Genomic DNA, 25,366 nt, shown 5'->3' with positions numbered 1-25,366 from the left:
GAAACATTCGCGAACTCGAAAACATCATTGAAAGGCTTTTTAATCTTACAGAGGATGATTTCTTGAAAATTAGAGATTTGCCCCATTATATTTATAAAGAAGAGGGATCTTCTGCTTCTCAAAAACTAGACCTTTTACCAGCAAGTAACATTCTTACGCTCGAGGAATATGAAAGGCAAATATTCACTCATGCATGTCAATATTACCCTAGCTATAATCAGCTTTCTCATGCATTAGGAATCACACATAAAACAGCAGCAAAAAAAATAAGGAAATATGGTTTAGAGCACTTACTTGGTAAAAAATATCAAAATACTTGATACTTTTTACCAATTCCCCCCTATAAACATTTTAAAACGCTTATTTGTAAGCGTTTTATTTGTTGGCATGGAACTTGCAATTAGGTTAACTGAGAATCAATAAAGGAGGAATACACGTGAAGAAATTAATTAATGATGCCAATACAGTTGTTCAAGAAATGCTGGAGGGAATGGTTGCTGCACATCCTAATAAACTTAAGTTATTACCAGATACAACAGTCCTTGTCAGAGCAGATGCTCCTGTTAAAGGAAAAGTAGGTTTAGTAAGCGGAGGTGGAAGTGGACATGAGCCTTCACATGCTGGTTACGTAGGAGTTGGAATGCTTGATGGTGCGGTTTCTGGAGAAGTATTCACCTCTCCAACACCTGATCAAGTTTTTGAAGCGATTAAAGCTGTTGATAGCGGTTCTGGAGTGTTATTGATTATTAAAAACTATACAGGTGATGTAATGAACTTTGAAATGGCTGCTGAATTAGCAGAGGCAGAGGGAATAAATGTTGCCAAAGTAGTAGTGAATGATGATGTAGCTGTTGAAAACAGTACATATACAACAGGGAGACGTGGTATTGCTGGTACTGTTCTTGTTCATAAGATCGCAGGTGCTGCCGCAGAGAGAGGGGCAACGCTAGAAGAGGTAGAGGCTATTGCAAATAAAGTGATTCATAACGTTCGATCAATGGGTATGGCCTTAACGCCCTGCACCATCCCGGCTGTTGGTAAGCCAGGCTTCTCTCTTGGAGAAAATGAAATTGAAATTGGGATGGGAATCCATGGTGAACCAGGTATTGAAAAAACCTCTATTCAAACAGCAAATACTATTGCTGAAACTCTCTTAACAAAAGTTCTGGATGATTTAAACATAAAACAAAATGATAAAGTAGCTGTTCTCATTAATGGTCTTGGCGCAACACCTTTGATGGAGCTTTATATTCTGAACAAAAAGGTCGCGAGTATCTTAGGTGAACAACATGTGGAGATTTATGACACTTTTGTTGGTGAGTTTATGACAGCATTAGAAATGGCTGGTTGTTCCATATCTGTTCTTAAACTCGATCAAGAACTAATGGAGTTACTTGATTCTCATGCAAATACATTGGCTTTTAAGCGCTAAGAAAGGTAATAAATAACTGAGAAAGGACGTAATAACATGGAATTCGATGTACCAAAAGCAAAGCACTGGATGATGATTTTAAATTCAAAAATACAAGATCATAAACACGATTTAACTGATTTAGATTTAGCGATTGGTGACGGTGATCATGGGTTAAATATGGCAAGAGGTTTTCAAGAGGTTATGAATAAAATTGAAAATAAGGAATACCCGGACCTCTCTACTTTATTTAAAGAGATTGGGATGACAATTATCTCGAAAGTTGGTGGTGCTTCTGGTCCTCTTTATGGAACAGCTTTTATAAAAGCCTCTACTATTTTTCAAGATAAGGAGTCTATTACTATATCTGAATTAGCCCAAGCATTTAATGCTTCCTTGGAAGGGCTGAAACTCAGAGGACGTGCTCAAATAGGAGATAAAACAATGATTGACGTGTGGGAGCCTGTTGTTACATTTATGATGGAACAAGGAGATAGCTTACACCCAAATGATCTAGCTCAACTCGCAGAAAAAACGAAGGAAGCAACCAAAAACTTAGAAGCGAAAAAAGGTCGTGCTGCTTATCTTGGTAAAAGATCTATTGGACATATTGATCCAGGTGCGGCATCCTCCTGCTATCTATTTGAAGCATTAGCGAACGTATTAGAAGGAGAAGATTTTGATGAGTAAAGTAGGATTATTATTAATCTCACATAGTTATCACCTTGTTACTGGATTAAGAGAATTGCTGCAGCAGGTTCAGCCAGACGTTTCGATTGCTATCTCCGGAGGAACAGATGGAGGAATTGGAACAGGTGCGTTTGATATTAAGGAAGCAATAGAGTCTATCTATACTGAAGAAGGAATTGTGATTCTCTTTGATTTAGGAAGTGCTTTAATAAACGCAGAACTAGCATTAGAGTTGCTAGATAAAAATCAATCTAAGATTCGACTAGCTGACGCACCGCTTGTTGAAGGAGGATTTGCAGCGGTTGTAGAGGCCGGTATTGGAGGCTCTCTTCAGGAGGTGATTGAGGCAGCAGAGGGGGCAAAACAACTGCAAAAAATCACACGATAAGAAAGGGTCAGGAGTGAGCGCAAGATATGATTGAAAAAGAAATAAAAATTAAAATTGAAAACGGTCTTCATGCAAGGCCCTCGGCAGAATTAATAAAATTAATGAATACTTTTAAAAGCACTGTTTATTTCAACATAGAGACAAAGAAGGTAAATGCCAAGAGCATTTTGAATCTTATGGGAGTCTCTATCCAAAAAAATCAATCAATTCGTGTGATGATAGATGGCGATGATGAAGAGGAAGCATTACTTGCTCTTGAAGCATTTTTAACTGATGAAACACGCTAGAATTGTAGCTGTTATGTTGATAAGAAATATCTGACAAACATTTTTCTTTGAAAATAAAAATAAGGATGTTGGATATGACATTAGACAATCAAATCATTTTGCCTGCCTTACGAAACATGAAGGATTTTGAGAAATTATTAGATAGTCCCTATGAATATATTGTCTTGCTTGATCTACACATTGGAAATTTGAAGAACATCACAACAAAGGCTAAACAACATAAGAAAAAAGTACTCTTGCATGCTGACTTAATACATGGCCTAAAAGCGGACGATTATGGTCTTGACTACCTATGTCATCAAATTCAACCAGAAGGGATTATCTCAACAAGAGCAAATGTGATTTCAAAAGCTAAAGAAAAAGGTTTACTTGCTATTCAACGTTTATTTTTGTTAGATAGTAGTGCACTGAGTAAAGGCTGTGCTTTAATTGAAAAAACAAAGCCAGATTATATCGAACTATTACCTGGGATTATCCCTGAAATTATACAGGAAGTTCATTTAAAAGTGAAAATACCTATTTTTGCTGGAGGATTTATCCGAACAACACAAGATGTAGAAAGCGCGATCCATGCAGGTGTAAAAGCTGTTACTACTTCAAACAAGGAGTTATGGAAACACTACACACCAATACATGGATGAAAATGAAGAATCATACAAATAGTTATTGACAGCGCTTTCAATATCGATTAACTTATAATTAAGTTTATATCTTGTGACGGAGAATTGGAGATCCACAGCAATCCCTTTATTTTTAAGGGTGTTTGCTGTGGATTTTTCTATGTTCTTTTACCAAGTAGCTCTATCACAAAAGGTAAACTACTTACGGAATAAGGGGGAAATATCATGACAGCTTTTTTAGGGGAACTCGTTGGTACGATGATTTTAATTATTTTCGGGGGAGGAGTAGTTGGAGGAGTTGTACTAAAAAATTCAAAAGCAGAGAACTCCGGATGGATAGTGATTACATTTGGTTGGGCTATGGCGGTAACATTTGGTGTTTATGCTGTTGGTCAGATAAGTGGAGCACATCTTAATCCAGCGGTTACATTAGGCTTAGCATCGATTGGAGATTTTCCTTGGAGTGATGTACCTTCTTACATTTTCGCCCAGATGATTGGTGCATTTATTGGTGGAGTTATTGTCTTTTTTCACTATCTCCCACATTGGAAAGCAACAGAAGACAAGGGTGCTAAGTTGGCCGTATTTTCAACAGACCCAGCGATTAAGTCTACTCCAGCTAATCTCTTGAGTGAAATAATCGGAACATTTGTTTTAGTACTTGGTTTACTTACAATTGGCTCTAATTCATTTACTGAAGGTCTTAATCCGTTAATTGTTGGTTTCTTAATTTTAGCAATCGGTCTTTCACTTGGTGGCACAACAGGCTATGCAATCAACCCAGCTCGTGATTTGGGACCTAGAATTGCCCACTTCTTGTTACCGATTGCAGGCAAGGGAAGTTCAAACTGGAGCTATGCTTGGATCCCAGTTGTTGGACCAATAATCGGGGGGATTTATGGGGGACTTTTTTATAAGCAAGTTTTCTTAGGTGAAGGCAGTGCTGCATTTTGGGTATGTACTGTTCTAGTGGTCATTATTGCTCTCACAGCATTCGCAAAAAGCAAAGGACACGATGCGACTGTTTCTTCTCATACAAAAGCATCTGTTTAATATAAAATAAAGATCATTTAAAAAGGGAGAGAAATTCTAATGGAAAAATATATCTTATCACTTGACCAAGGTACAACAAGCTCACGAGCTATACTTTTTAACAAACAAGGAGAAATCATTCATATATCACAAAAGGAATTCACTCAGCACTTTCCAAAGCCAGGCTGGGTTGAGCATGACGCTAATGAGATATGGGGATCTATTTTATCCGTTATTGCTCAACTTTTATCTGAAACGAATGTGAAGCCGGAACAGATTGCGGGAATAGGGATTACAAATCAACGTGAAACTGCAGTTGTATGGGATAAAACAACAGGACTTCCTATATACAATGCAATAGTTTGGCAATCACGACAAACTGCAGGAATTTGTGAGGAATTAAAATCACAAGGATATAATGACTTATTCAGAGAAAAAACCGGTCTTTTAATCGATGCTTACTTTTCAGGCACGAAAGTAAAATGGATACTAGATCATGTAGACGGGGCAAGAGAAAAGGCAGAAAAGGGAGATCTAATGTTCGGTACAATTGATACATGGCTCATCTGGAAGCTAACTGGTGGAGCAGCATTTGTAACTGACTACACAAATGCGTCAAGAACGCTAATGTATAATATTCATGAATTAAAATGGGACGATGAATTATTAGATATCTTAACTGTTCCAAGGTCAATGCTTCCTGAAGTACGTCCTTCTTCGGAAATATACGGACATACGGTTGATTATCACTTCTTTGGTCAAAATGTTCCAATCGCAGGGGTGGCCGGAGATCAACAAGCTGCGTTATTTGGGCAGGCATGCTATCAAGAGGGCATGGCTAAAAACACATATGGCACAGGTTGCTTTATGCTTATGAATACTGGAGAAACTGCTGTCAAATCTGAACATGGTCTTTTAACGACCATTGCATGGGGATTGGATGGAAAGGTCGAATACGCTTTAGAAGGAAGTATATTCGTTGCAGGCTCAGCGATTCAATGGTTACGGGATGGTCTTAGAATGTTCAAGGATGCATCCGATAGTGAAGGATATGCTGAAAAGGTAGACTCAACAGACGGTGTGTATGTTGTTCCTGCATTCGTAGGTCTAGGAACGCCTTATTGGGATAGTGACGTCAGAGGAGCGGTGTTTGGGTTAACACGTGGAACACAAAAGGAGCATTTTGTTCGGGCAACATTAGAATCGTTAGCGTATCAAACAAAGGATGTTCTTACTGCGATGGAAGCAGATTCGGGAATCTCTTTAAAAGGACTTCGAGTTGATGGTGGTGCTGTTAAAAATAATTTCTTAATGCAATTTCAAAGTGATATTCTTGGTGTTTCAGTGGAGAGACCTGTTATTGAGGAAACCACTGCATTAGGTGCTGCCTATTTAGCTGGGCTTGCTGTAGGTTATTGGAAAGACCGCGAAGAAATTTCAAAGCAATGGAACATCAACCGTACCTATGAAGCTAATATGATAAATGAAGAAAGAGATAGCTTATACAACGGCTGGAAAAAAGCTGTGAATGCAACAATGGCATATAAATAATAAGGATAAAAAGAAAACCATACTACGTCAGAAACTTTGTGACGTTAGTATGGTTTTTCTTTTTTGGAAAGTAAAACATCACTACCTTTTAAGATAGTGATGTTTTAGTCTTTTTATTGCTGTAAATGATATTTTTTAATTTTAAGATAAAGTGTATTTCGACTTATTTTTAAAATAGAAGCAGCACGACTAATGTTCCAGCTCACATAATCTAACGTTCTTTTGATGACTTCTTTTTCTGAATGAACTAAAGAGGTCAGGGTTGCTTCATCTTCAGAATACGATTCAGTTCGTTCATACTCCGTTTCAAAATCCAGGTCCTTTGCAAGGATTTCATTCCCCTCAACTAAAAAGGAAGCTTGCATAAGAATACTATTAAGCTCTCTAACATTCCCCGGCCAATGATAAGAAAGCAGCTTTTCTTTTGCTTCACTTGAAAGATGAAGAGAAGGAGAATCTAACTTTTTTATTAAGTAATTTGAAAGCTCAATAAGGTCTGAACGTTCCCTTAAAGGAGGGATTGTCATAACGATTCCTTTAAGCCTATAATATAAGTCTTCTCTAAACCGACCAGCTTCAATTTCTTTCCGAAGATTTTTATGTGTGGCAGCGATAACTCTCGTATTAATCGGGATTGGTTTTACACCGCCTACACGTGTTACCGCCTTTTCTTGAAGAACTCTTAACAAAACTGCTTGTGCCTTTAGTGGCATATCACCAATTTCATCTAGAAAAATTGTCCCATCATTTGCCGCCTCAAATTTACCAACAACACCTTCACGATTTGCTCCAGTAAAGGCTCCTTTTTCATATCCAAATAATTCACTCTCGATTAGAGTTTCGGGGATTGCGCTGCAATTAACAGCAATAAATGGCTGATCCTCTCGAAGCCCTGAGGTATGTAAGGATTGTGCAATAAGTTCTTTTCCTGTCCCGCTTTCACCATAAATGATAATAGGAAAATCTGTTAACGCCGCTTTTTTTACCTTTTTTCTCACTTCATTCATTTTAGGGCATGACCCTATAATATCTGTTATTGTGTATAATTTTTTATCCTTAGTTGTTTGCTTAGGGGCTTTATGAAAAGCCATAACAAGTCTTGATTGCTTTTGGAATGAATCTGAGATTACTTTTGTCTTATACCCTGATGTATGGTGAAACTCCTTACCAATACAATCTTCGCCTAGAAGCTGTCGTGCTGACTGATTTGCTCGGATAATTCTTTTATCATCATCAAGAGAGAGAAGAGGGACTGTTGAAAAGCTAGTGATCGCTTCAAGCTCTTTTATTGTTATCACTTTTTCATGTGAAGCTTGATCAAAAAGTAACCCATTCTGAATGGAAGTTGCCATGATATTTGTTAAGGATATGATAAACGGGTGGAATAATTCCTTTCTAGCACTAATATTAACGGCTCCAATTAGTTCTCCGTCTGGTGAGTAAATAGGGCTTGCTGCACATGTGAGAAATTGATTTTTTACATAGAAGTGATGATCAGCATGGGTAATAATGGGTACTTTTGCAGAGATAGCGAGCCCCATAGCATTTGTTCCTTTGTTTTCTTCGGACCAATTTGATCCTATTGATAAATAGTCTGTGGATCCTGAAGCATCCAGCTGTCCCACTTTATGAATGATGGTCCCGTTTCGGTCAACAATGACCACAACTAATTTTGAACAATAGCTAGAGGGAAGTGAGTTAATAACAGTAGTTGCATGTTTAATCAATAACTCATTTTCTTTTATAAGTTGACGCAGGGCCTTACCGGTTAAAATTGAGTTTTCAATAGGATCTGTTTGAGAAAGACCAATCTCTTGACAACGTTTCCAAGATTGATTAATCACATCATTCTGTTCATAAAAAATCTCTGTAAACATTTTATGATTATTACCTCCTCTACACGTTAAGGCAATTTATTCTTTGATTCTATTATACTATTTTTTCAATAATCAGGAAAATCTTAGTTTTAGATTGTCTTAAATTAGGACACAATTTGTGCACTTTTTGAACACGCTTTCAAACATGTCATTTTTAAAGAAATAAATACTAGCCTTTCGGGTTGGCACAGAAATTGCTTATAGATAATTGTAAGAAATGAAAGAAAAAAGGGGATGAGTGAAAGATGAAAAACAGAGCGGTAGCATATATGGGACCTGGAAAAGTAGAGGTCCAGGACATAGGATATCCTGACTTAGTATTAAGAGATGGCCCTGGTGTAAATCCATTGAATGTTGGTCGAAAGTGTAACCATGGCGTTATTTTAAAGGTTGTTACAACAAACATTTGTGGTAGTGATCAGCATATGGTGAGGGGAAGAACAACTGCACCTTCGGGGTTAATTCTTGGACATGAAATCACTGGGGAAGTCATTGAAGTAGGAAGCGATGTTGAATTTATTAAAAAAGGAGACCTTGTATCCGTTCCATTTAACATCGCTTGTGGTCGTTGTCGTAGCTGTAAGGAACGCGACACTCATATATGTGAAAATGTAAACCCTGATCGTCCAGGCTCAGCATATGGATATGTTGATATGGGGGGATGGGTCGGAGGTCAATCCGAATATGTAATGGTACCATACGCTGATTTCCAACTTTTAAAGTTCCCAGATAAAGACCAAGCTATGGAAAAAATTAAAGATTTAACCATGCTATCAGATATCTTTCCAACAGGCTATCACGGGGCAGTAAGTGCAGGCGTTAAACCTGGCTCAACTGTTTATATCGCTGGTGCTGGTCCAGTTGGTCTTGCAGCAGCACATTCTGCACAATTACTAGGTGCAGCAGTTGTTATTGTTGGAGATTTAAATGGTGAGAGACTTGCTCAAGCAAGAAGCTTCGGATGTGAAACAGTAAACCTACGTGAACATCCAGACTTAGGAGAACAAATCGAGCAAATCTTAGGTACACCAGAAGTAGATTGTGCGGTGGATTGTGTTGGCTTTGAAGCATCAGCTCATGGAGCAAATGCTGGTGAAGCACCTGCAACTGTATTAAACTCAATTATGACAGTTACACGTGCAGGAGGGAGACTTGGTATTCCGGGATTATATGTAACAGGTGACCCAGGCGGAATTGATGAGGATGCAAAAATTGGAACATTAAAGGTACGACTTGGATTAGGATGGGCGAAAGCACACACGTTTGTTACAGGTCAAACACCAGTCATGCAATATCATAGGGAATTAATGACAGCAATATTAAGTGGTAGAGCACAAATTGCAAAAGCCGTTAATGCCACTGTTATTTCACTTGATGAAGCTCCAAGAGGTTATCAGGAATTTGACAAAGGTGCTGCAAGAAAATATGTCATTGATCCACACGGACTTGTGAAAAACTAATTAATACTTAATGATAAGGGGATAGAAACCTTTATGAAAAAGGCGGAGAACAACAAAGGTTGTTTCCGCCTTTTTTAATGAATCATGTAAGAGTATTTACCGTGTTTTATCGTTTTTTCTTCTTAGGATCATTTGCTGGGTTATTTTTGACTACTTTATCAAAAATGACATAAACATACACAACGTTATCGTCAGTAATTTTAATAGTAGAAACTTTACCTTTACGGCCTTTAATTTTTATATTTTCGTTTTCAGATGGAGGTTTTTCTAAGAGCTGAGTTAACACAACGGTATTATTTTCTACAAACTGTACAACTGGCATAAATAATTTCTCCTTTCGAATTTCGAAATAAAATAGAAGAAGGAAGGAACTAATGTGTGTAGTATAGATACATATTTAAAAAAACTTTTAATTAGACCATATTTATACAAATTACATTATTACGTAAAATATAAATTTGACGTAATAATGGATATAATTTAAACTACTATTATAGAACTTTGGGTCTTGAGGTGAATTTTATGGCTACAGAATCACAGCAACAACATTATCGTAAGCTTCAACTATTGCTAAAAGAATTACCGTGGTATGTTGAAGAATATATTGATCATAAACGGAGAAAGCTTTCAGCAGCATCATTACTGAATTACTGTCATGATTATAAAATTTTCTTCAATTGGATCATCTCAGAGCAACTTTATAACGGTAATCTTAAGGAAATTCCTTTGGATTTACTGGAAACATTAACAGTACAACAAGTTGAAGGCTTTTTATATGCTTTGCAATACGAACTACATAACAAAGAAATTACGGTAAACCGAAAATTATCAGCATTAAAGTCCCTTTTTAATTATTTACAAAACATTGCTGAAACGCGTGACTTAAAACCTTATATCCAGCGTAATGTGATGGCAAAAATTGAATTTAATGAGCTTAAGGATAGTATGGAAACGATTGCAAACAAAATGGAGGGCAAAATCCTCATTGGTGATGAGTATGAAAAGTTTCGTCGTTTTATTGCTCATGACTATGGTGAGGTTTGTAAAGAAAACAAGAAGCTTTTTAACTTTTATCGATTAAACCAAGAGCGTGATACTGCGATTGTATCACTTATATTAGGTTCAGGCTTACGTCTTTCAGAGGTCGTAAATCTTGATTTAGAAGACATTGATTTTACTAAGTTTTCCGCACGTGTTATTCGTAAAGGAAATAAAGAACAATATGTCTACTTCAGTAAAATTGCGATGGATGATCTTCAGGAGTATCTAAAAATAAGAGAAGCTCGATATCTTGTGGAAAAAAGCAATAAGGCTTTATTTGTAGCAGCAGCAATGGGACCAAAAGGCAAATCCAGACGCCTGACAGCACGTTCAATAGAAAAGCTTATTGAAAAATATGCTGCAGCGTTTGGAAAGCCGTCCCTATCGGTTCATAAGTTAAGACATTCATTTGCTACGAGGTATCATTCTGAGATTAATGATGTACCTAAACTTAGAAGACAATTAGGCCATTCCTCTATTCAAACAACAATGATCTACACACATATAAGAAATGATGATTTAAAAAGTGCTGTAGATCGTATGGATATGCCGAAAGAACAGTAAGCTTTATAGAGATTCCATTTCTTCTTCAAAATAAAACGTATTCGGATACTCTTTTAATGTATAAGAGTATCTTTTCATGTTAGCAACATAACTACAGTTAGTGATTGTAACAACTTCCTTTTTAGCTTTAAGAAATACTTTTTCGTCGATCTTAAATTTGTTATTATTTTTCATTGTTTCCCAACTTTCTTTGGATGCTATTAGTATTATCTCATAAAAAGGAAAGGATATTTCAATTTTTCAACGTAGAAGTAAAGATTTCATCATTTTTTCTTGAAAATAGGTCGAAATGTATGAATTTATATACAAAAATATCTAGTTGAGTGAAGATAATCTGATAAGTGATAATGGTAGCATAAGGTTTTGGTTAAATCAAAAAGGATGACAAGAAAAGACTATATGATAAAAGAAGGTGCTAGCCGTTAAAATTAATTATCTGTTTTTATTCTAGTTTACATAATATGTATTATGAGAAGTTAAATAAAATGAAAAATTTTGTCTCAAAACCTAAGATTACTTAAGTAAGTGAGACAGAAAAAATTGATTAACTAATTAATTTGAGTAAGCATCAGTTAGTTTTAAGTGTTCTATACAATGATACAAATCACATTTCCACGTATTTTCTAACATTTTTAGAGAAGTTAATGATGTATTTTGTACGGATTGTTTCGTATTTAGATCTGGTACAAGTTCCTTCAACATCTTTTTAATAAAAGCACATTTCGGTGTTTTTTTTACTATTTCATCAAAAATGCATTGCCCCTAAGGATTACACTATTATGCTCTTCAATGTCTAAATTAAAGTACCTCCAGCCTTATTTCCACTTCTTTATTCCAATCTATTGTGCCATGACGAATCATACCGATCTTCACTACATCTCCCCTCCCTTTTACAAGTCTTGAGAACTATTCATTTTCAATGACATGCCATTCTATAAGATTGATGGCATGACCATCTGGATCATAAACATCGAAATCGATATGTACATTTGTACCAGAGGACCAATGATTCAATTCCCCTACCTTGATTTCTTTTTCTTTTAATTTTGAATAGAGATCTTCAATATGATCACAGTTCAAATTAAAGGTTGGATGCTTATGAGGAGTAATCGTCTCAGTCGTTTCAATTAACGTTAACAAGGGAGAATGTTCACTGATCAGGTAATTTGCTCCCCTTCCATTCTCCCACTGTTCAACATCTCGCAGTTTTAAGCCTAATACATCTGAATAGAATGTAATTGATTGATCTAAATTACTTACTCTTATAAATACGGCTCCTAAATAGTTAACAACCATTTCCCCTCATTCCTCTCAGCCACTTTTATGAAATTTTACAAATCATCAGCATATTCCCATCAGGATCTTTAATATTAAAAGAATGTCCATGCTCAATGTTTGTCACAATTTCCACTCCCTTTTCTTGCATAAACTGATAGGCTTGATGAATATCATCTGTATTAAAATGAAACATAGGTGTTCTTGCATAAGAATCCTTCGTATAAATCTTACTATCTAGGACAATGTTTAATCCATTATTGTCCATTGGTATGCAGCAAAGGTGATCTAATAAAATCTCATATGTAGGCTCTAAGTTTAATAGTGAGCAATACCACTCTCGAGCTTTTTTTATATCACTTACTGGTATGAAAATGGCCCCAACTTTATTTAAGATAATACTCAAAAAAATCACTCCCCTATATAGTTGAAAAGAGTACTTCAGTGCTTGCTTGAAAAGTTCTGAGCACCCCCTCCTATCATAATTACATGCATCTCACCAAGTTCCTGTATTATATTCTCTTTATTTTCTTTTTTTCCTTTTTATTACAATATAAAATAACTTAATCTCCAAAAATTTCTTGACTAGGTAAATCGTTCCATTGGATAATACTAATGAGTAATATAATTTTAAATAGAATTAGAGGTCTTTTACATCATGGGTAAAAAAGGTCGTAAGGAAGGATCAAATGGTGCGGAAAGCAGAGCAAACTTGGTTTTAATAGCTGCAGAGGAATTTGCTACATATGGCTACTATGATACAAAAGTGAGTACGATTGTGAAAAAAGCAGGAGTCACTCAACCTACCTTTTATTTATATTTTGATAGTAAGGAGGCTATTTTTTCAGAGTTAATTCAAACTTTTCGTCATAAGCTTTCAGAACTAACAAAGGAAAGCAGGCTTGAAACAGGTTTAGACCCCGCTTTATTGCCTGATAGAATTGCAATCGGTTTGTCTGCTATCTTGCAATTTTTTTATGATAATCCACACTTAACAAAAATTGGGTTTTATTATTCATCAGAGGCAGAACGAATAAAAAAGCAACTCGTTGAACAAATAACAGAAAATCTATTATCCGAACAAAGAGATGGTTATTTTCGAGAGGATATTGATATGAAAACAGTAAGTGAAAGTTTGGTAGGATCTATTGAACGTCTTACTCTTACCTATTTATTTACTGATCAGAAAGAACCTGTTCAGCTTGCTAAAGAAATTGTTCATCTATATTTAAATGGACTTAAGGTGTAAAATTCATTGCTATTTGAAAGGTTCTGTACTTACCTTTCTGATCATAATTAATTGGAGTTGATCATAATGAAGGTTTATGAAGAAACGAAAATGGAAGAGTTAGATCAAGAGTGGGTTGAACTCATTTCCAAAGCTAGAGAAATGGGCCTTAGTACAGAAGAGATTCGTGAGTTTTTAATTTCAAAGCAGTAATAAGCTAGCATATGTAACTTATCTTTAAATTACCATACCTATTGTAACTAACGCGATGTACAAATTCTGCATCGTTTTTTTATTGTGTAACTTTTTTGTGAAACAAGAAAATTCGGGGAGTGACAGGCACCCCCCAACAAAGTCTACTGCACTAACTCGTCTACTGATTGTTTCTCGTGAATTCGTTTAATCGCTTCACCGATTAGTGGAGCAACAGAGAGTTCAACGATTTTGTCTATTCTTTTGGATTCAGGAAGTGTGATTGAATCTGTTATAATGAGTTCTTTGATGTTTGAATTTTGAATACGTTCAATTGCCGGTCCTGATAAAACTGGATGTGTACAACATGCATACACTTCTTTTGCGCCATTTTCTGTTAGGGCGTTTGCAGCTAACGTAATGGTCCCAGCTGTGTCAATAATATCGTCGATAAGAATCGCAGTTTTTCCTTCGATGTTTCCAACAATATTCATCACTTCTACAACATTAGGTCTTGGACGTCTTTTATCAATAATGGCAATAGGAGCTTTTAGACGATCGGCCAATTTACGAGCACGTGTTACACCACCATGATCTGGTGAAACGATCACAAGATCCTCTAAATTCTTATCTTGGAAATACTGAGAAAGAATTGGAACTCCTAAAAGGTGGTCAATCGGAATGTCAAAGAACCCTTGAATTTGTGGTGCATGTAAGTCTAGAGCAATCACACGTGTTGAACCTGCTGTTTGAAGTAGGTTTGCAACAAGCTTAGCTGTAATTGGTTCCCTTGCTCTTGCTTTACGATCTTGTCTTGCATATCCATAGTATGGAATAACTAAGTTGATTGTATTTGCTGAAGCACGCTTAAGGGCATCTACCATAATAAGCAGCTCCATTAAATGTTCGTTAACTGGATCACTGATTGATTGAATGATATAAACATCACAACCACGGATACTTTCTTCAATATTTATCTGGATTTCTCCGTCACTAAAGCGAGTAACAGAACACTTTCCTAATTCGACTCCAAGGATATCACTAATTCTTTTTGATAGAGAAGGATCAGAGTTTAGTGAAAAGATTTTCAAATTAGGATCTTCATAGTGATTAGACATGTTAATGAGTAAACCTCCAATAGCCATTCTTAATTTTAAGTTAGTTTCCAATTTACTATTTTACACTAAATTTACCTAACATTAATAATTATTTATTAAAAAAAGCAGAGAATTTAATTAGAAAATCTTTGCTTTTCATCATGTCCTATTGAAGTGAGCCAATTACTCTATTTTTAGAACGTGGCTAACTTCATTCCATTCCGCTACTTTACCCCCATTAAACTTGATCGTTGAGTATTTATACAACCACTCTTCTCCTGTAATTGAATCAGGTGTTCCTATAGACATCTGGACTAATAATACCCCACTTTACCTTAGCTTGGTATTTGTAACAATGCATGAGATATTCCTATTTTAAAGAAAGTAAAAAAAGACACATTCTTTTTGAAAAATGTGTTTTCTTAAAAAATTATCCTGTATCTATTATGATGGAAAATCTTCCGCTGCAATATAAGCTTCTTTTATAATCTTAAAATGATGTAGCTCATGTCCTGCTAAAATAAAAACAAGTGCTCGTGCTGTTACCTCAGAACCTAGTGCGGTACCTTTTCTTTCTAAATCCTCTAAGGTTAGTGTTTTGATAAATTGTAAAGTGCTTTGACGAACAGCAGCAAAATCCTCTAGTAACTCTTTTACAGATTGTCTATTAAAGTCAGCGTTTTTAATGTAGGCATCTTTATCATAGATATGAAGAGACATAGCTTCCCCTCTCGCGATACAAAGAAGAGCAAAACTTAAAATACGTTCAGTATCTGAGAGATGTCCAATCACTTCCTTTATACTCCATTTGTTAGGCGCGTATTTATAGATCCCTTGTGCTTCGGAAAGGTTCTTAAGTAAGTTGATTGTTTCGTTATTTTGCTGTTGTATTGTTGCGAAAATGTCATCTTCAGGCACTAAGTCAACGTATTTTGCAAAGTACGTGTTATATTCATCTACAGTTGGTTTTTTGATCATATCAACTCATCCTTTCATCCTTTCATCTGTATTTAGTTCATATTCGATGAAAAATAGCGGATTCCTTCTTTTGGAAGTTTTGTCGAAAAACTAATATATTGTTGAAAACATCAAATAAAAGGACAAAACTAGCAAATATATTTATCAAATCTTCAAATAAAATCACAAAATTGGCGAATATATATGTAATAACTCCCAATATATATGACAAGGCACAACGAAATGTTGTGCCTGTGCACCTTATAAGCAACGCCCACTAATTTTCCTTACAATTTCCTCTTTAAAATCGTTAATAGATATACCTTCCGACTGATGATCTCCATATTTTCGGACATTCACTGTTCCATTTGCCATTTCTTGATCTCCTAAGACAAGCATATATGGAGTTTTCTTCATCTGAGCTTCCCTGATTTTGTACCCAAGTTTTTCATTGCTAGAATCAATTTTTACTCGGACCCCCGCTTTCTTCAGCTCCGATTGAATTTGTAAGCAATATTCCATGTGTACATGTGAGACAGGAATGATTTCTACTTGTATTGGTGAGAGCCATACAGGGAATGCACCTGCAAAATGCTCAATTAATATCCCTAAGAAGCGATCGATTGATCCGAATATAGCGCGATGAATCACAACAGGACGCACTTTTTCGTTGTTTTGATTAATATAAGAAAGATCAAACTTTTCCGGCATTTGAAAATCTAGTTGAATTGTTGCACATTGATGACTTCTTTTTAAAGCATCCTTAATATGAAAATCAATTTTAGGTCCGTAAAATGCGCCATCACCCTCGTTAAGATGATAATCGACCTCCAAATCTTGAAGAACATTTTTTAAAGCTGCCTCGGAAACCTCCCATAGCTTATCATCTCCTAAAGAATCTTCTGGTCTAGTGGAGAGCTCAACAGAATACTCAAATCCAAAAGTACGATAAACCCTATCAATTAATTGAAACACCTGCTTTATCTCATCCTGAATCTGATCATCACGAACAAAAAGATGAGCATCATCTTGACAAAATGTACGAACCCGAAGAAGTCCATTTAATGCACCGCTGAACTCATGGCGATGAACTTGACCGAATTCAGCCATTCGAATCGGTAAATCTCGATATGAGTAAAGATTATTTTTGAAAATAAGCATATGACCAGGGCAATTCATTGGTTTTAAGGCAAATTTAGTTGAATCAACCTCCGAAAAATACATATTTTCATGATAATGATCCCAGTGACCTGATTTTTCCCATAGTTGTTGATTCATCATAAAAGGAGTACGAACCTCGTCATAGTAGGCTTCATTCTGAAGTTCTCGCGAAAACCTTTCTAGTTCATTTCGAATGATCTGGCCATTTCGTAAATAAAACGGCATTCCAGGAGCTTCCTCTGAGAACATAAACAGCTCTAGTTGTTTTCCTAGCTTTCGATGATCTCGTTTTGCTGCTTCTTCTAAGTAATAGAGATAATCTTTTAAGTCATTTTTCTTTTTAAATGCCACACCATAAACTCGCTGAAGCACATCATTTTCGCAATCTCCTCTCCAGTAAGCACCGGATACACGAGTTAAATGAAATGCTTTTATAAAACCAGTTGATGGAAGATGTGGGCCTCGACAAAGATCAATGAATTCACCTTGTTGATACAGTGACAGCTTTTCATTTTTCGGAATATCTTTTAAAATCTCTAATTTGTAGCTCTCACCTTTTTCTGAAAAAAGCTTTTCCGCTTCATCATAAGAAACTTCGATTCGTTTAATCTCTAGGTTTTCTTTGATGATGTTTTCCATCTCTTTTTCAATCTTTTCTAAATCATTTGATGTTAAGCTAAGCTCCTCCAGATTCATATCATAATAAAAACCATCTTCAATCACTGGACCAATCCCTAATTTCACAGCTCCATATATTCTTTTCACCGCTTGAGCTAATACATGGGCTGTTGAGTGCCTTAGAATTTGCAAACCTTCTTCAGAATCAAGAGTTACAATAGAAACCTTTGCATCTTGTTCAAGCTTGTAGCTGAGATCAACCAAATGACCATTCACTTTCCCTGCTACCGAATTCTTTTTCAAACTAGGGCTAATTGATTCAGCCAGCATACTAACTGAGATCCCTTTTTGATATTCTTTTATGTTCCCATCTGGTAATTCAATTTTTACTACTTTCATTTGACAAAACACTCCTTTACTATAATAAAAAGCACACTCATCCCTAGATAAGGGACGAGTGTGCTTAATAACCCGTGGTTCCACCCAATTTCCCATAAGCAGTTAAACTTATGGCTTTGGAGCTGTAACGTAGCCTAGACGATATCAGATACTACTTTTCCCTGATATAGCTCAGAGGTGGTAAATGATTTTCCTAAGTTAGGAAGGTCACAGCATTTCCTTCCCTCTCTGGAAACCGTAAAAATCATTCATGTCCTCGTCACTGCTTTTTTCTAATTCTTAAAAAATAAAAAAACGCACTCATCCCTACTAATAAGGGACGAGTGCGTTTAGCTCGTGGTTCCACCCAATTTCCCATAAGCAAAAAACACTTATGGCTTTGGAGCTGTAACGTAGCCTAGACGATATCAGATACTTATGTTCCCTGATATAGCTCAAAGGTGGTAAATGATCTTCCTAAGTTAGGGAGTCGCAGCATATCTCCCCTCTCTGAAAACTGTAAATATCATTCATGTCCTTTTCATAGCATTGTATATTTGTGAAAAATAAAAAACACACCCATCCCTAGATAAGGGACGAGTGTGTTATAACCCGTGGTTCCACCCAATTTCCCACAAGCAATAAACTTATGGCTTTGGTGCTGTAACGTAGCATATACGGCATTGGATACTATTTTCCCCAATACAGCTCAAAGGTGGTAAACTACTTTACTGCGTTAGGAAGCTCTCAGCATATCTTCCCTCTCTGGAAACCGTTTAAAGTAACTCATGTCCTTATCATTGCGTTCAAAAGTAAAATTCGTATTAGATTGATTATGATACTACAATAAAATGGAAAGAAATGCAATAACTTATTTTTAATTTTTTGCTAGTTAAAATTAGGTCTAGAATAGATCTTGACGGTCAAAAAACAATCCTGTTATTCTAGGTCCATTGCTTGACAACTACATATTACAAGTTTATAGCGGAGGTTTTCTTTTGAAAGATCTATTTAATAGCTTGTCTTCTAGACAAATCAGCTTTTATACTCTTTTACTATTTTTCTTTATTGTGTCAGTATTTTTTGTCCACAATAACTACTCTTTTTATGATCGACCTATTGCTAAAATTACGGAAACCCGTTTAGTCGAAGCAACAGAGACAGTCGATCTTCACGAAAATGTGGATAAGCTTTTTACTCAGGATATAGAAGCAGTGATTAAAAACGGAGAACATAAAGGAGAAGGAATTTCCTTAACAAATGAGTATTCATTATCAGGAGCGTTTGATTCACAATACGAAGCTGGGGATGAATTGTTTGTTTCGATTGATACAGAGGAAAGCGCAACTTTAACCGGAACGATAAAAGATGTAAAGCGTGATAAATATGTTGTGATCATAGCCTGGGTTTTCATCTTTACTCTGCTTATTGTCGGGAAAAAACAAGGGCTTTTTTCGATCATTAGTTTGGCGGTCAACGCCGTTTTGTTATCGTATGCATTGGATGTGTATATGCATACATCAGGAATTAGTTTGCTAGTAGTTTGCGGCATAAGTGCGATTCTGTTTACAATCATTTCTTTACTACTCGTGAATGGCTTTAACGGTAAAACATATGCAGCTATTATTTCAACCATACTTGGAACGTTTATTTCTCTTTTGATTGCGATTATTGTCATGTGGCTAACAGCTGAAGAAGGTCTTCGTTATGAAGAAATGCAATTTTTAACTCGACCTCCTCAAACCGTTTTTATAGCAGGAGTATTAATTGGATCATTAGGAGCGGTTATGGATGTTGCCATTACCATGTCTTCTTCTGTATATGGCTTGTATGAAGAAAATAATCATATCTCGATAAAAGCATTAAAAAAGTCAGGAATGGATATCGGAAAAGATATTATGGGGACAATGACAAATATTTTGTTTTTCGCCTATGTCAGCGGTGCGATTCCTATGTTAATTTTATTTTTTAAAAACTCATCACCATTGTCGTATACCTTATCTATTAATCTTTCTTTGGAATTAGCTCGAGCTCTAGCTGGTGGAATTGGTATTGTTTTAACGATTCCGATCGGTCTCTATACTTCTATATTGTTCATTAACCGAAAGAAGAGGATAAGATCATGAATGTATTAGTTTGTTTAGCCGCTATATTATTTTTATTAATGATTCTTATAGGTGGAAAGAAAGGGGCCCGTTCTTTTATAGCTTTATTTTTAAATTTTAGTGTGCTCTTTTTAGCTACTCTTTTTATGACAGATCCAAATGCAGATCCTATATTATTAACATTAATCGCTAGTACAATCATTAGTTGCATTACCCTCTTTTTTATCAATGAAGTTAACAAGAAAACGAAAACAGCTTTTCTTTCAACAATCATTACTTTAGCTATTCTTCTGTTTTTTATTATCATCGTGACAGAACATACTATGACACAAGGCTTTGGTGAAGAAGAAATCGAGGAGCTTAGTATCTTTTCTATGTATATTGGAGTAGACTTTGTGAAAATCGGTGCATCCATGATCATCATGAGTACTATTGGTGCTATAACTGATGTTGCGATTTCGATTTCGTCTCCTATGCGTGAAATTTTACTTCATAATCCAAACATAAGTAGAAGCTCATTGTATAAATTTGGACTTAGCATCGGGAGAGACATTCTAGGAACAAACACAAACACATTATTTTTTGCTTTTTTTGGAGGATATTTAGGGTTACTTATATGGTTTAAAGATTTAAATTATTCTTTCGGGGAAATTGTTAATTCAAAAGTATTTAGCGCAGAGATGATTACCATTTTTTGTGCAGGAATTGGAATTGCCTTGATTATTCCAATCACATCATGGATTACTGCTTATTTTTATATTAAATCAAGGGATCAATAGGCGAAATAATCAAAACTATAAGACAACCAGCTAAACAATTACCATATTTTCGACATTGTTCGACAAAATGTTTTAGACTATAATAAGGTTAAGACATTAGTGTTACCTTTCGAGATTTTATATCTCTGTTATAAAAAATGCCCTTCCTTTTGGATGGGCATTTTCTATATTCTCTCATACACATGATAATAATAAGTATACGGGTTTTGGTCATCCTTTATCCCTTTTTCAACAGATACTTCCTTCCATTCCTTTTCATTTACTTCCGGAAAAAATGTATCACCTTCAAAGGAATGATGGATTTTAGTGATATACATTTTCTCCACATAAGGTAAAAACAGTTTATAAATCTGTTCTCCCCCAAAAATAAATAGTTCCTTTTCTTGTTTACATAATTCAAAAACTTCTTCTTTGGAATGAACAATCTCACAGCCTTCAAAAGAAAAGTCTTTGTCTCTAGTTAAAATAATATTTCTTCTATGAGGTAAAGCTCTACCGATTGACTCAAAGTTTTTTCTGCCTAATATAATCGAATGCCCTTTTGTTACATTTTTCACATATTCCCAGTCTCGTGGAATTCTCCAAGGAATGTCATTTTTATAGCCGATCACTCTATTCTGATCCATCGCGACGATTAAAGAAACCTTCATAGTTAACCCTCCTATTTTATTTCGAATGTCACATTTAATGTCTTTATAACTTTGGAAACTTGTAAGTCATCCTTCATATCCTCTAGTGAGTGCCATTTAACCTCTGAGAGTGTTTGTTTCTTACCAGCTTCGGGATCAAAACCAAGAGAAGGTATACGATCATTTACTGTACGAACTAAGTAACATCTTTCCTCTCCGTGACTATAGGTGCCGACAAATAAACATCTCTCTATTTCTACATCCAAATTCACTTCTTCTTTTACCTCACGAATGGCCGCTTCCTCAAACGTTTCCCCTTCTTCTACTCCACCTCGAGGTAATGTCCAAAACGTTTTATCCGGATAAACCTCTTTAACCATTAAAATGTGATCATCCTTTATAATAGCTGCACATGGTCTTTTTCTATTCATTGTTTACACCTCTAGATTTTCTTTCTTAATTCTATCAGGTATAAAGATAAATTTGATATTTTTGGCATTTATTTTATTTAACATGAAATTCACTAGAAAATTCAAGAAATATAAAGTAGGATAAACATATCAAACGTTACGAGAATTAGTACAGATAAGGTTACGGAGAGTGAAATAGAATTGAAAACATTAACAGTTGAAAATTTAGTCAAACAATTTTCATTAAAAGTCTTAACTGGAGTTCACAACTTACAGCAACCTATTTCCCAACCAAGATCACACCGCCCAGGCTTGGAGTTTGTTGGTCATTTTGACTTTTTTCCAACTGAACGTGTTCAAATTCTTGGAAGAAAAGAGATTAACTATTTGCATAAGCTAAGCATAGAGGAACGTCAAATGCGAATTGGTAATATTGTTAAATACCATCCACCCTGTTTTATTGTAACAGCTCGACCAGAAGGCTTAACATATTTGACTCAATATTGCATTGAAGAAAACATCCCCTTGTTATGCACAAACGAGCCAGAAACGACTTCAGAATTTATGATGAAGCTTGATTCATACATGGTAAAAGCACTTGCCGAGGAAATTGCCGTACACGGCGTATGCGTGAATGTATATGGAATGGGCATTTTAATCCGTGGTAAATCAGGTGTTGGGAAAAGTGAAACAGCACACACGTTGATCGGTAAAGGTCATCGACTTGTAGCTGATGATATTGTTGTCTTAAAAAAGCTTAGTCCCCGAACCATTCTAGGAACTCATGATGAAAAGACAAAGGAATTTCTCTCATTACGTAGCATCGGGCTCTTAAATGTTGTTCGCTTATACGGTAGAAAGGCATTTCAAGATGAAACTCGAATCGCACTTGATATTGAATTGAAAAAATGGGAAAAAAATTCACTTAATAATGAATTAGAGCATGAACAGACTTTTACTGATTATATGGGTGTTAAAGTTCCACACGTTGAAATCCAGCTTCAGCCAGGTCGGGATGTAGCAGGATTAATTGAGGCTGCTGCAAACAATTGGCTCTTAAAGCAACAAGGGTACAGTGCAGCTGAAGAATTTATGAAACGTTTAGAATCAGAATTTAATTGAATTGTATAAAAAAGGTAGGCACAAACTAGTAAAAGTAGTTTGTGCCTACCTTTTACTTTTATAGATTTAGATTGTGAATCGATGTTTTTAATGTCTCCAAAGGATTCATAATCTTTGTCGAGGTCTTATTCTCAACCTGCTCTGCGGCCTCAACCATGGATAATTGAGCAACAGATAGTACTCTATTGTTTTCACTTAGTTGCTCTAAACCCTCAACTATTTTTTGATGATATTCTTCTTTTAAACCATTCATAATCAAGTTAAATGAGTTTTCAATCACTGCAACTTCTATATCAATTGATTTTTGATGAGCTGTAGCATATTGATAAAGTCTTGACATTGTTCCTTCAACAGTTGCTGGATTTGAGAAAACAATCGTTTGTGGTTCTTTCATCTGACAAAGAGATTCAAAAAATGGTTCATCAATCTTAATAACTGGAACAGCTGTTGTTAATACCGCTTCCTCAAGAAGAGCTATGTAGTTTGTACATGTTATTAAAATCGCATCAACCTGACAGTTCGCAACCCATTCAATTTGCTCCCTCACCTTAGCTTGAGCATCTGCTCTTGATAAGGAATGACCAGCTTGTATACAGTGCATTAATCCGGGGTCAACAAAATGAAGAAACTCTAGATCAGAAGGTGAAAATACTTTTTCAAGATAATTTATATTTGAATAATGCGCGTGTATACAGCCAATTTTTTTCACAACGATTCTCCCTTTGATTCTATGAATTTTTTGTTGCTTTTAACAATAGGGCTTCTCCGAGAAATGATTCAACTTTATTATGTTGAATGGTTATACGAAATTTATTTTTCACCTCTTGTTTACAATTAACAATATATTCATTTAGTGCTTCTTTATCGTCCTGTGACATTTTCATTCGATCACACCAACTGTCAAATTCAAATTTTTTCTCAAATCGGTATAATTCTTGTATTTCAAAACCTTCTTGTTCTAACATGTTTATCCACTCTGTTTTCTTCCACGCGCGAAAATGACTATAATCTCTTATTTTTTCAATCTTATTATAAAAGTGATCAAATTCATTCCCTTCAGGTGCAACATTGTCATCAAGAAGGAACTTACCGTTAGCTTTTAAAACCCGGTGAACTTCACTAACAAACTGTTGGACGTTTGGGAAGTGGTGTGGAGCAATACGGCAAGTAACCAGATCGAATGAATGATCTTGAAAAGGAAGCTTTTCTGCATCACCTTCAACAAAGACAACATTTGAATAACCATTTCCCTTGATAAACGTTTCAGCAGCCGTTAGCATTTCAGGTGTTAAATCCACAGCTGTTACTTTGTGGACAAGAGGCGCAAAAGCGTTTGCTGTATGTCCTCCTCCAGTTGCGACATCAAGGACATGTTCAACCCCTGTCACACGAGCTATTTCCACTAATTTTTGTAAATCTGCTCCCTTGCGATGACCACTACTTTTTACATACTCATCAGCACTACGCCCAAATTGCTTTTGAACATCTTTTTTAATATCCATTCCGTCTCCCCCATTCATTTGTCAGTAAGTTTATATCTCTACTTTTATTATAATAAAAAAGGTAGATAAGAAAATGTTGATTGTTTTATGAAATGCAATAAGGGTAACTTATAGATCGGGAAAGAATGAAGCTAAAATAGGCTGTATTTTCCTCACAATAGAACATACTAACAACAAAAGGAGTGATAAAAATGACAAACAATCCAAATAAAGGCTCATTGTCTGCAGGATATGCAGCAGACAAATCTCAGGCACAAAACTATAACGAGGAAATTAGCATGGAGATCTTAGCAAAACAAGCTCTTGATCAAACAATCAAAGAAGGCGGTGCCTTCGCACGAGAAAATTCTGATCAATTTAAACAATAAGGAAGCGGTTATTTTAAGGGTGCCTTTCTTGTGGGTTTCTTGGCGAAGGAACAGGCACCTATATCCTCTTAGTTGGCTGGTGGGAACGTTACATGTCTCGATATGCTCTGTATCGAGACAGTTTGTTGGTGGGAGAGTTAATTTGTGTCCCGATTGAGCGGGTATTGAGACAGAATGTTGGTGGGAGAGTTAATTTGTGTCCCGATTGAGCGGGTATTGAGACAGAAATCAGTTGCAAGGGCTAAGTTGTGTCCTGATAAAGCGAGTATCGAGACAGAATTCTGGTGTAAGAGCAAAGATGTGTCTCGATTAAGCGTGTATCGAGACATAAATCAGCAGTAAGAGCAAAGATGTGTCCCGATTAGGCCAGAATCGAGACATAAATCAGCTATAAGAGCAAAGATGTGTCCCGATAAAGCGTGTATCGAGACAGAAATCAGCTGTAAGAGCCAACTTGTGTCCCGATAAAGCGTGTATCGAGACATAAATCTATTGTAAGAGCAAAGATGTGTCCCAATAAAGCGTGTATCGAGACATAAATCAGCAGTAAGAGCAAAGATGTGTCCCGATAAAGCGTGTATCGAGACAGAAATCAGCTGTAAGAGCCAACTTGTGTCCCGATAA

At 35.9% G+C, this 25,366-nt stretch carries 29 protein-coding genes and 3 other annotated features; of the genes, 16 read left to right on the top strand and 13 right to left on the bottom strand.

The genetic code is table 11. The features are described 5' to 3' along the window. The 8 genes from ACEWK1_RS21795 to glpK form a co-directional block, all read left to right on the top strand. Positions 1-320 (top strand): TyrR/PhhR family helix-turn-helix DNA-binding protein (locus tag ACEWK1_RS21795; RefSeq protein WP_416636647.1); only part of this gene is annotated, 320 nt, incomplete at its 5' end. 116 nt (positions 321-436) lie between these two features. Further along, entirely contained in the window at positions 437-1,432 is a 996-nt protein-coding gene (dhaK, locus tag ACEWK1_RS21790; RefSeq protein WP_212134880.1) for a dihydroxyacetone kinase subunit DhaK, read from the top strand. 36 nt (positions 1,433-1,468) lie between these two features. Then, positions 1,469-2,101 (top strand): dihydroxyacetone kinase subunit DhaL, encoded by a 633-nt coding sequence (gene dhaL / locus ACEWK1_RS21785; RefSeq protein WP_212134882.1) that lies wholly within the window; start codon positions 1,469-1,471, stop codon positions 2,099-2,101. Beyond that, the gene (gene dhaM, locus ACEWK1_RS21780) at positions 2,094-2,489 is read left to right on the top strand and encodes a dihydroxyacetone kinase phosphoryl donor subunit DhaM (protein WP_416636646.1); all 396 of its coding nucleotides are present in this window, start codon (positions 2,094-2,096) and stop codon (positions 2,487-2,489) included. Before dhaL ends, dhaM begins: the two co-directional genes overlap by 8 nt. A 26-nt stretch (positions 2,490-2,515) precedes the next feature. Next, entirely contained in the window at positions 2,516-2,776 is a 261-nt protein-coding gene (locus ACEWK1_RS21775) for an HPr family phosphocarrier protein (protein ID WP_121661740.1), read from the top strand. Between the two features lie 74 nt (positions 2,777-2,850). Continuing rightward, complete coding sequence (locus ACEWK1_RS21770) at positions 2,851-3,417, top strand: glycerol-3-phosphate responsive antiterminator (RefSeq protein WP_121661741.1); 567 nt, start codon at positions 2,851-2,853, stop codon at positions 3,415-3,417. 204 nt (positions 3,418-3,621) lie between these two features. Then, positions 3,622-4,449 carry an MIP/aquaporin family protein gene (locus ACEWK1_RS21765; protein ID WP_212134886.1) on the top strand — a complete coding sequence of 276 codons (828 nt, stop codon included), beginning with the start codon at positions 3,622-3,624 and terminating at the stop codon, positions 4,447-4,449. Positions 4,450-4,488: 39 nt separating this feature from the next. Continuing rightward, positions 4,489-5,979 (top strand): glycerol kinase GlpK, encoded by a 1,491-nt coding sequence (glpK, locus tag ACEWK1_RS21760; protein WP_212134888.1) that lies wholly within the window; start codon positions 4,489-4,491, stop codon positions 5,977-5,979. Positions 5,980-6,092: 113 nt separating this feature from the next. Here the strand turns inward: glpK and ACEWK1_RS21755 are convergent, their stop codons facing one another. Then, on the bottom strand, positions 6,093-7,856 hold the full coding sequence (locus ACEWK1_RS21755) for a sigma-54-dependent Fis family transcriptional regulator (RefSeq protein ID WP_212134890.1): 1,764 nt from the start codon (positions 7,854-7,856) through the stop codon (positions 6,093-6,095). Positions 7,857-8,101: 245 nt separating this feature from the next. Between ACEWK1_RS21755 and fdhA the strand changes: the two genes are divergently transcribed. Next, positions 8,102-9,316, top strand: coding sequence for a formaldehyde dehydrogenase, glutathione-independent (gene fdhA, locus ACEWK1_RS21750; protein ID WP_121661745.1), 1,215 nt, complete (start codon positions 8,102-8,104; stop codon positions 9,314-9,316). 106 nt (positions 9,317-9,422) lie between these two features. On the opposite strand, the gene ACEWK1_RS21745 is transcribed toward fdhA, so the two are convergent. Beyond that, positions 9,423-9,638, bottom strand: a complete 216-nt coding sequence (locus tag ACEWK1_RS21745; protein ID WP_212134892.1) for a hypothetical protein — start codon at positions 9,636-9,638, stop codon at positions 9,423-9,425. Positions 9,639-9,838: 200 nt separating this feature from the next. Here ACEWK1_RS21745 and xerS point away from each other — a divergent pair, with 200 nt between their 5' ends. Continuing rightward, positions 9,839-10,921, top strand: a complete 1,083-nt coding sequence (xerS, locus tag ACEWK1_RS21740; protein WP_121661747.1) for a tyrosine recombinase XerS — start codon at positions 9,839-9,841, stop codon at positions 10,919-10,921. Between the two features lie 3 nt (positions 10,922-10,924). Here the strand turns inward: xerS and ACEWK1_RS21735 are convergent, their stop codons facing one another. The 3 genes from ACEWK1_RS21735 to ACEWK1_RS21725 all read right to left on the bottom strand — a co-directional run bounded on the left by ACEWK1_RS21735 (position 10,925) and on the right by ACEWK1_RS21725 (position 12,602). Then, positions 10,925-11,095 (bottom strand): hypothetical protein, encoded by a 171-nt coding sequence (locus ACEWK1_RS21735; RefSeq protein WP_162987323.1) that lies wholly within the window; start codon positions 11,093-11,095, stop codon positions 10,925-10,927. 732 nt (positions 11,096-11,827) lie between these two features. Beyond that, positions 11,828-12,217: a VOC family protein gene (locus ACEWK1_RS21730; protein ID WP_121661748.1), complete on the bottom strand. Its 390-nt coding sequence runs from the start codon at positions 12,215-12,217 to the stop codon at positions 11,828-11,830. 25 nt (positions 12,218-12,242) lie between these two features. Further along, entirely contained in the window at positions 12,243-12,602 is a 360-nt protein-coding gene (locus ACEWK1_RS21725) for a VOC family protein (protein WP_121661749.1), read from the bottom strand. A gap of 252 nt (positions 12,603-12,854) precedes the next feature. On the opposite strand from ACEWK1_RS21725, the gene ACEWK1_RS21720 reads away from it, so the two are divergent. Both ACEWK1_RS21720 and ACEWK1_RS21715 read left to right on the top strand, forming a co-directional pair. Further along, the gene (locus ACEWK1_RS21720) at positions 12,855-13,445 is read left to right on the top strand and encodes a TetR/AcrR family transcriptional regulator (RefSeq protein ID WP_121661750.1); all 591 of its coding nucleotides are present in this window, start codon (positions 12,855-12,857) and stop codon (positions 13,443-13,445) included. Positions 13,446-13,511: 66 nt separating this feature from the next. Continuing rightward, positions 13,512-13,637 carry an anti-repressor SinI family protein gene (locus ACEWK1_RS21715; protein ID WP_212134894.1) on the top strand — a complete coding sequence of 42 codons (126 nt, stop codon included), beginning with the start codon at positions 13,512-13,514 and terminating at the stop codon, positions 13,635-13,637. Between the two features lie 143 nt (positions 13,638-13,780). Here the strand turns inward: ACEWK1_RS21715 and ACEWK1_RS21710 are convergent, their stop codons facing one another. The 4 genes from ACEWK1_RS21710 to thrS all read right to left on the bottom strand — a co-directional run bounded on the left by ACEWK1_RS21710 (position 13,781) and on the right by thrS (position 17,848). Then, positions 13,781-14,734: a ribose-phosphate diphosphokinase gene (locus tag ACEWK1_RS21710; protein ID WP_212134896.1), complete on the bottom strand. Its 954-nt coding sequence runs from the start codon at positions 14,732-14,734 to the stop codon at positions 13,781-13,783. Positions 14,735-14,896: 162 nt separating this feature from the next. Beyond that, positions 14,897-15,022 carry a hypothetical protein gene (locus ACEWK1_RS21705; protein ID WP_285849167.1) on the bottom strand — a complete coding sequence of 42 codons (126 nt, stop codon included), beginning with the start codon at positions 15,020-15,022 and terminating at the stop codon, positions 14,897-14,899. Positions 15,023-15,157: 135 nt separating this feature from the next. Continuing rightward, positions 15,158-15,691, bottom strand: coding sequence for a DinB family protein (locus ACEWK1_RS21700; protein WP_212134898.1), 534 nt, complete (start codon positions 15,689-15,691; stop codon positions 15,158-15,160). Between the two features lie 240 nt (positions 15,692-15,931). Continuing rightward, on the bottom strand, positions 15,932-17,848 hold the full coding sequence (gene thrS, locus ACEWK1_RS21695; RefSeq protein WP_212134900.1) for a threonine--tRNA ligase: 1,917 nt from the start codon (positions 17,846-17,848) through the stop codon (positions 15,932-15,934). Positions 17,849-17,895: 47 nt separating this feature from the next. Then, positions 17,896-18,120 (bottom strand) — a binding site (T-box leader). A gap of 40 nt (positions 18,121-18,160) precedes the next feature. Then, positions 18,161-18,381, bottom strand: a binding site (T-box leader). A gap of 35 nt (positions 18,382-18,416) precedes the next feature. Beyond that, positions 18,417-18,637: a binding site (T-box leader), on the bottom strand. Positions 18,638-18,825: 188 nt separating this feature from the next. Here thrS and ACEWK1_RS21690 point away from each other — a divergent pair. Continuing rightward, positions 18,826-19,953, top strand: a complete 1,128-nt coding sequence (locus ACEWK1_RS21690; protein ID WP_212134902.1) for a YibE/F family protein — start codon at positions 18,826-18,828, stop codon at positions 19,951-19,953. After that, positions 19,950-20,711, top strand: a complete 762-nt coding sequence (locus tag ACEWK1_RS21685; RefSeq protein WP_212134904.1) for a YibE/F family protein — start codon at positions 19,950-19,952, stop codon at positions 20,709-20,711. The genes ACEWK1_RS21690 and ACEWK1_RS21685 overlap by 4 nt, the downstream gene beginning before the upstream one ends. A gap of 164 nt (positions 20,712-20,875) precedes the next feature. Here ACEWK1_RS21685 and dfr read toward each other — a convergent pair whose 3' ends face one another. Beyond that, positions 20,876-21,361 carry a DfrD/DfrG/DfrK family trimethoprim-resistant dihydrofolate reductase gene (dfr, locus tag ACEWK1_RS21680; protein WP_212134906.1) on the bottom strand — a complete coding sequence of 162 codons (486 nt, stop codon included), beginning with the start codon at positions 21,359-21,361 and terminating at the stop codon, positions 20,876-20,878. An 11-nt stretch (positions 21,362-21,372) separates the two neighbouring features. Beyond that, positions 21,373-21,771 (bottom strand): NUDIX domain-containing protein, encoded by a 399-nt coding sequence (locus ACEWK1_RS21675; protein ID WP_212134908.1) that lies wholly within the window; start codon positions 21,769-21,771, stop codon positions 21,373-21,375. Between the two features lie 180 nt (positions 21,772-21,951). Here ACEWK1_RS21675 and hprK point away from each other — a divergent pair, with 180 nt between their 5' ends. Next, on the top strand, positions 21,952-22,872 hold the full coding sequence (hprK, locus tag ACEWK1_RS21670; protein WP_121661759.1) for an HPr(Ser) kinase/phosphatase: 921 nt from the start codon (positions 21,952-21,954) through the stop codon (positions 22,870-22,872). Positions 22,873-22,930: 58 nt separating this feature from the next. On the opposite strand, the gene ACEWK1_RS21665 is transcribed toward hprK, so the two are convergent. Together ACEWK1_RS21665 and ACEWK1_RS21660 are read right to left on the bottom strand one after the other, a co-directional pair. After that, positions 22,931-23,581, bottom strand: a complete 651-nt coding sequence (locus ACEWK1_RS21665) for a hypothetical protein (protein ID WP_416636645.1) — start codon at positions 23,579-23,581, stop codon at positions 22,931-22,933. A gap of 19 nt (positions 23,582-23,600) precedes the next feature. Beyond that, positions 23,601-24,374, bottom strand: coding sequence for a class I SAM-dependent methyltransferase (locus tag ACEWK1_RS21660; protein ID WP_212134910.1), 774 nt, complete (start codon positions 24,372-24,374; stop codon positions 23,601-23,603). 191 nt (positions 24,375-24,565) lie between these two features. Between ACEWK1_RS21660 and ACEWK1_RS21655 the strand changes: the two genes are divergently transcribed. Next, positions 24,566-24,742 (top strand): hypothetical protein, encoded by a 177-nt coding sequence (locus ACEWK1_RS21655; RefSeq protein WP_162987325.1) that lies wholly within the window; start codon positions 24,566-24,568, stop codon positions 24,740-24,742. Positions 24,743-25,366 lie beyond the last annotated feature (624 nt).

The organism is Metabacillus sp. YM-086 (assembly GCF_048059995.1).
In the GTDB taxonomy this organism is placed as follows: domain Bacteria; phylum Bacillota; class Bacilli; order Bacillales; family Bacillaceae; genus Metabacillus; species Metabacillus litoralis_B.
Note: the sequence above shows the minus strand (reverse complement) of the source record. Positions and strands in the feature narration are given on the sequence as shown.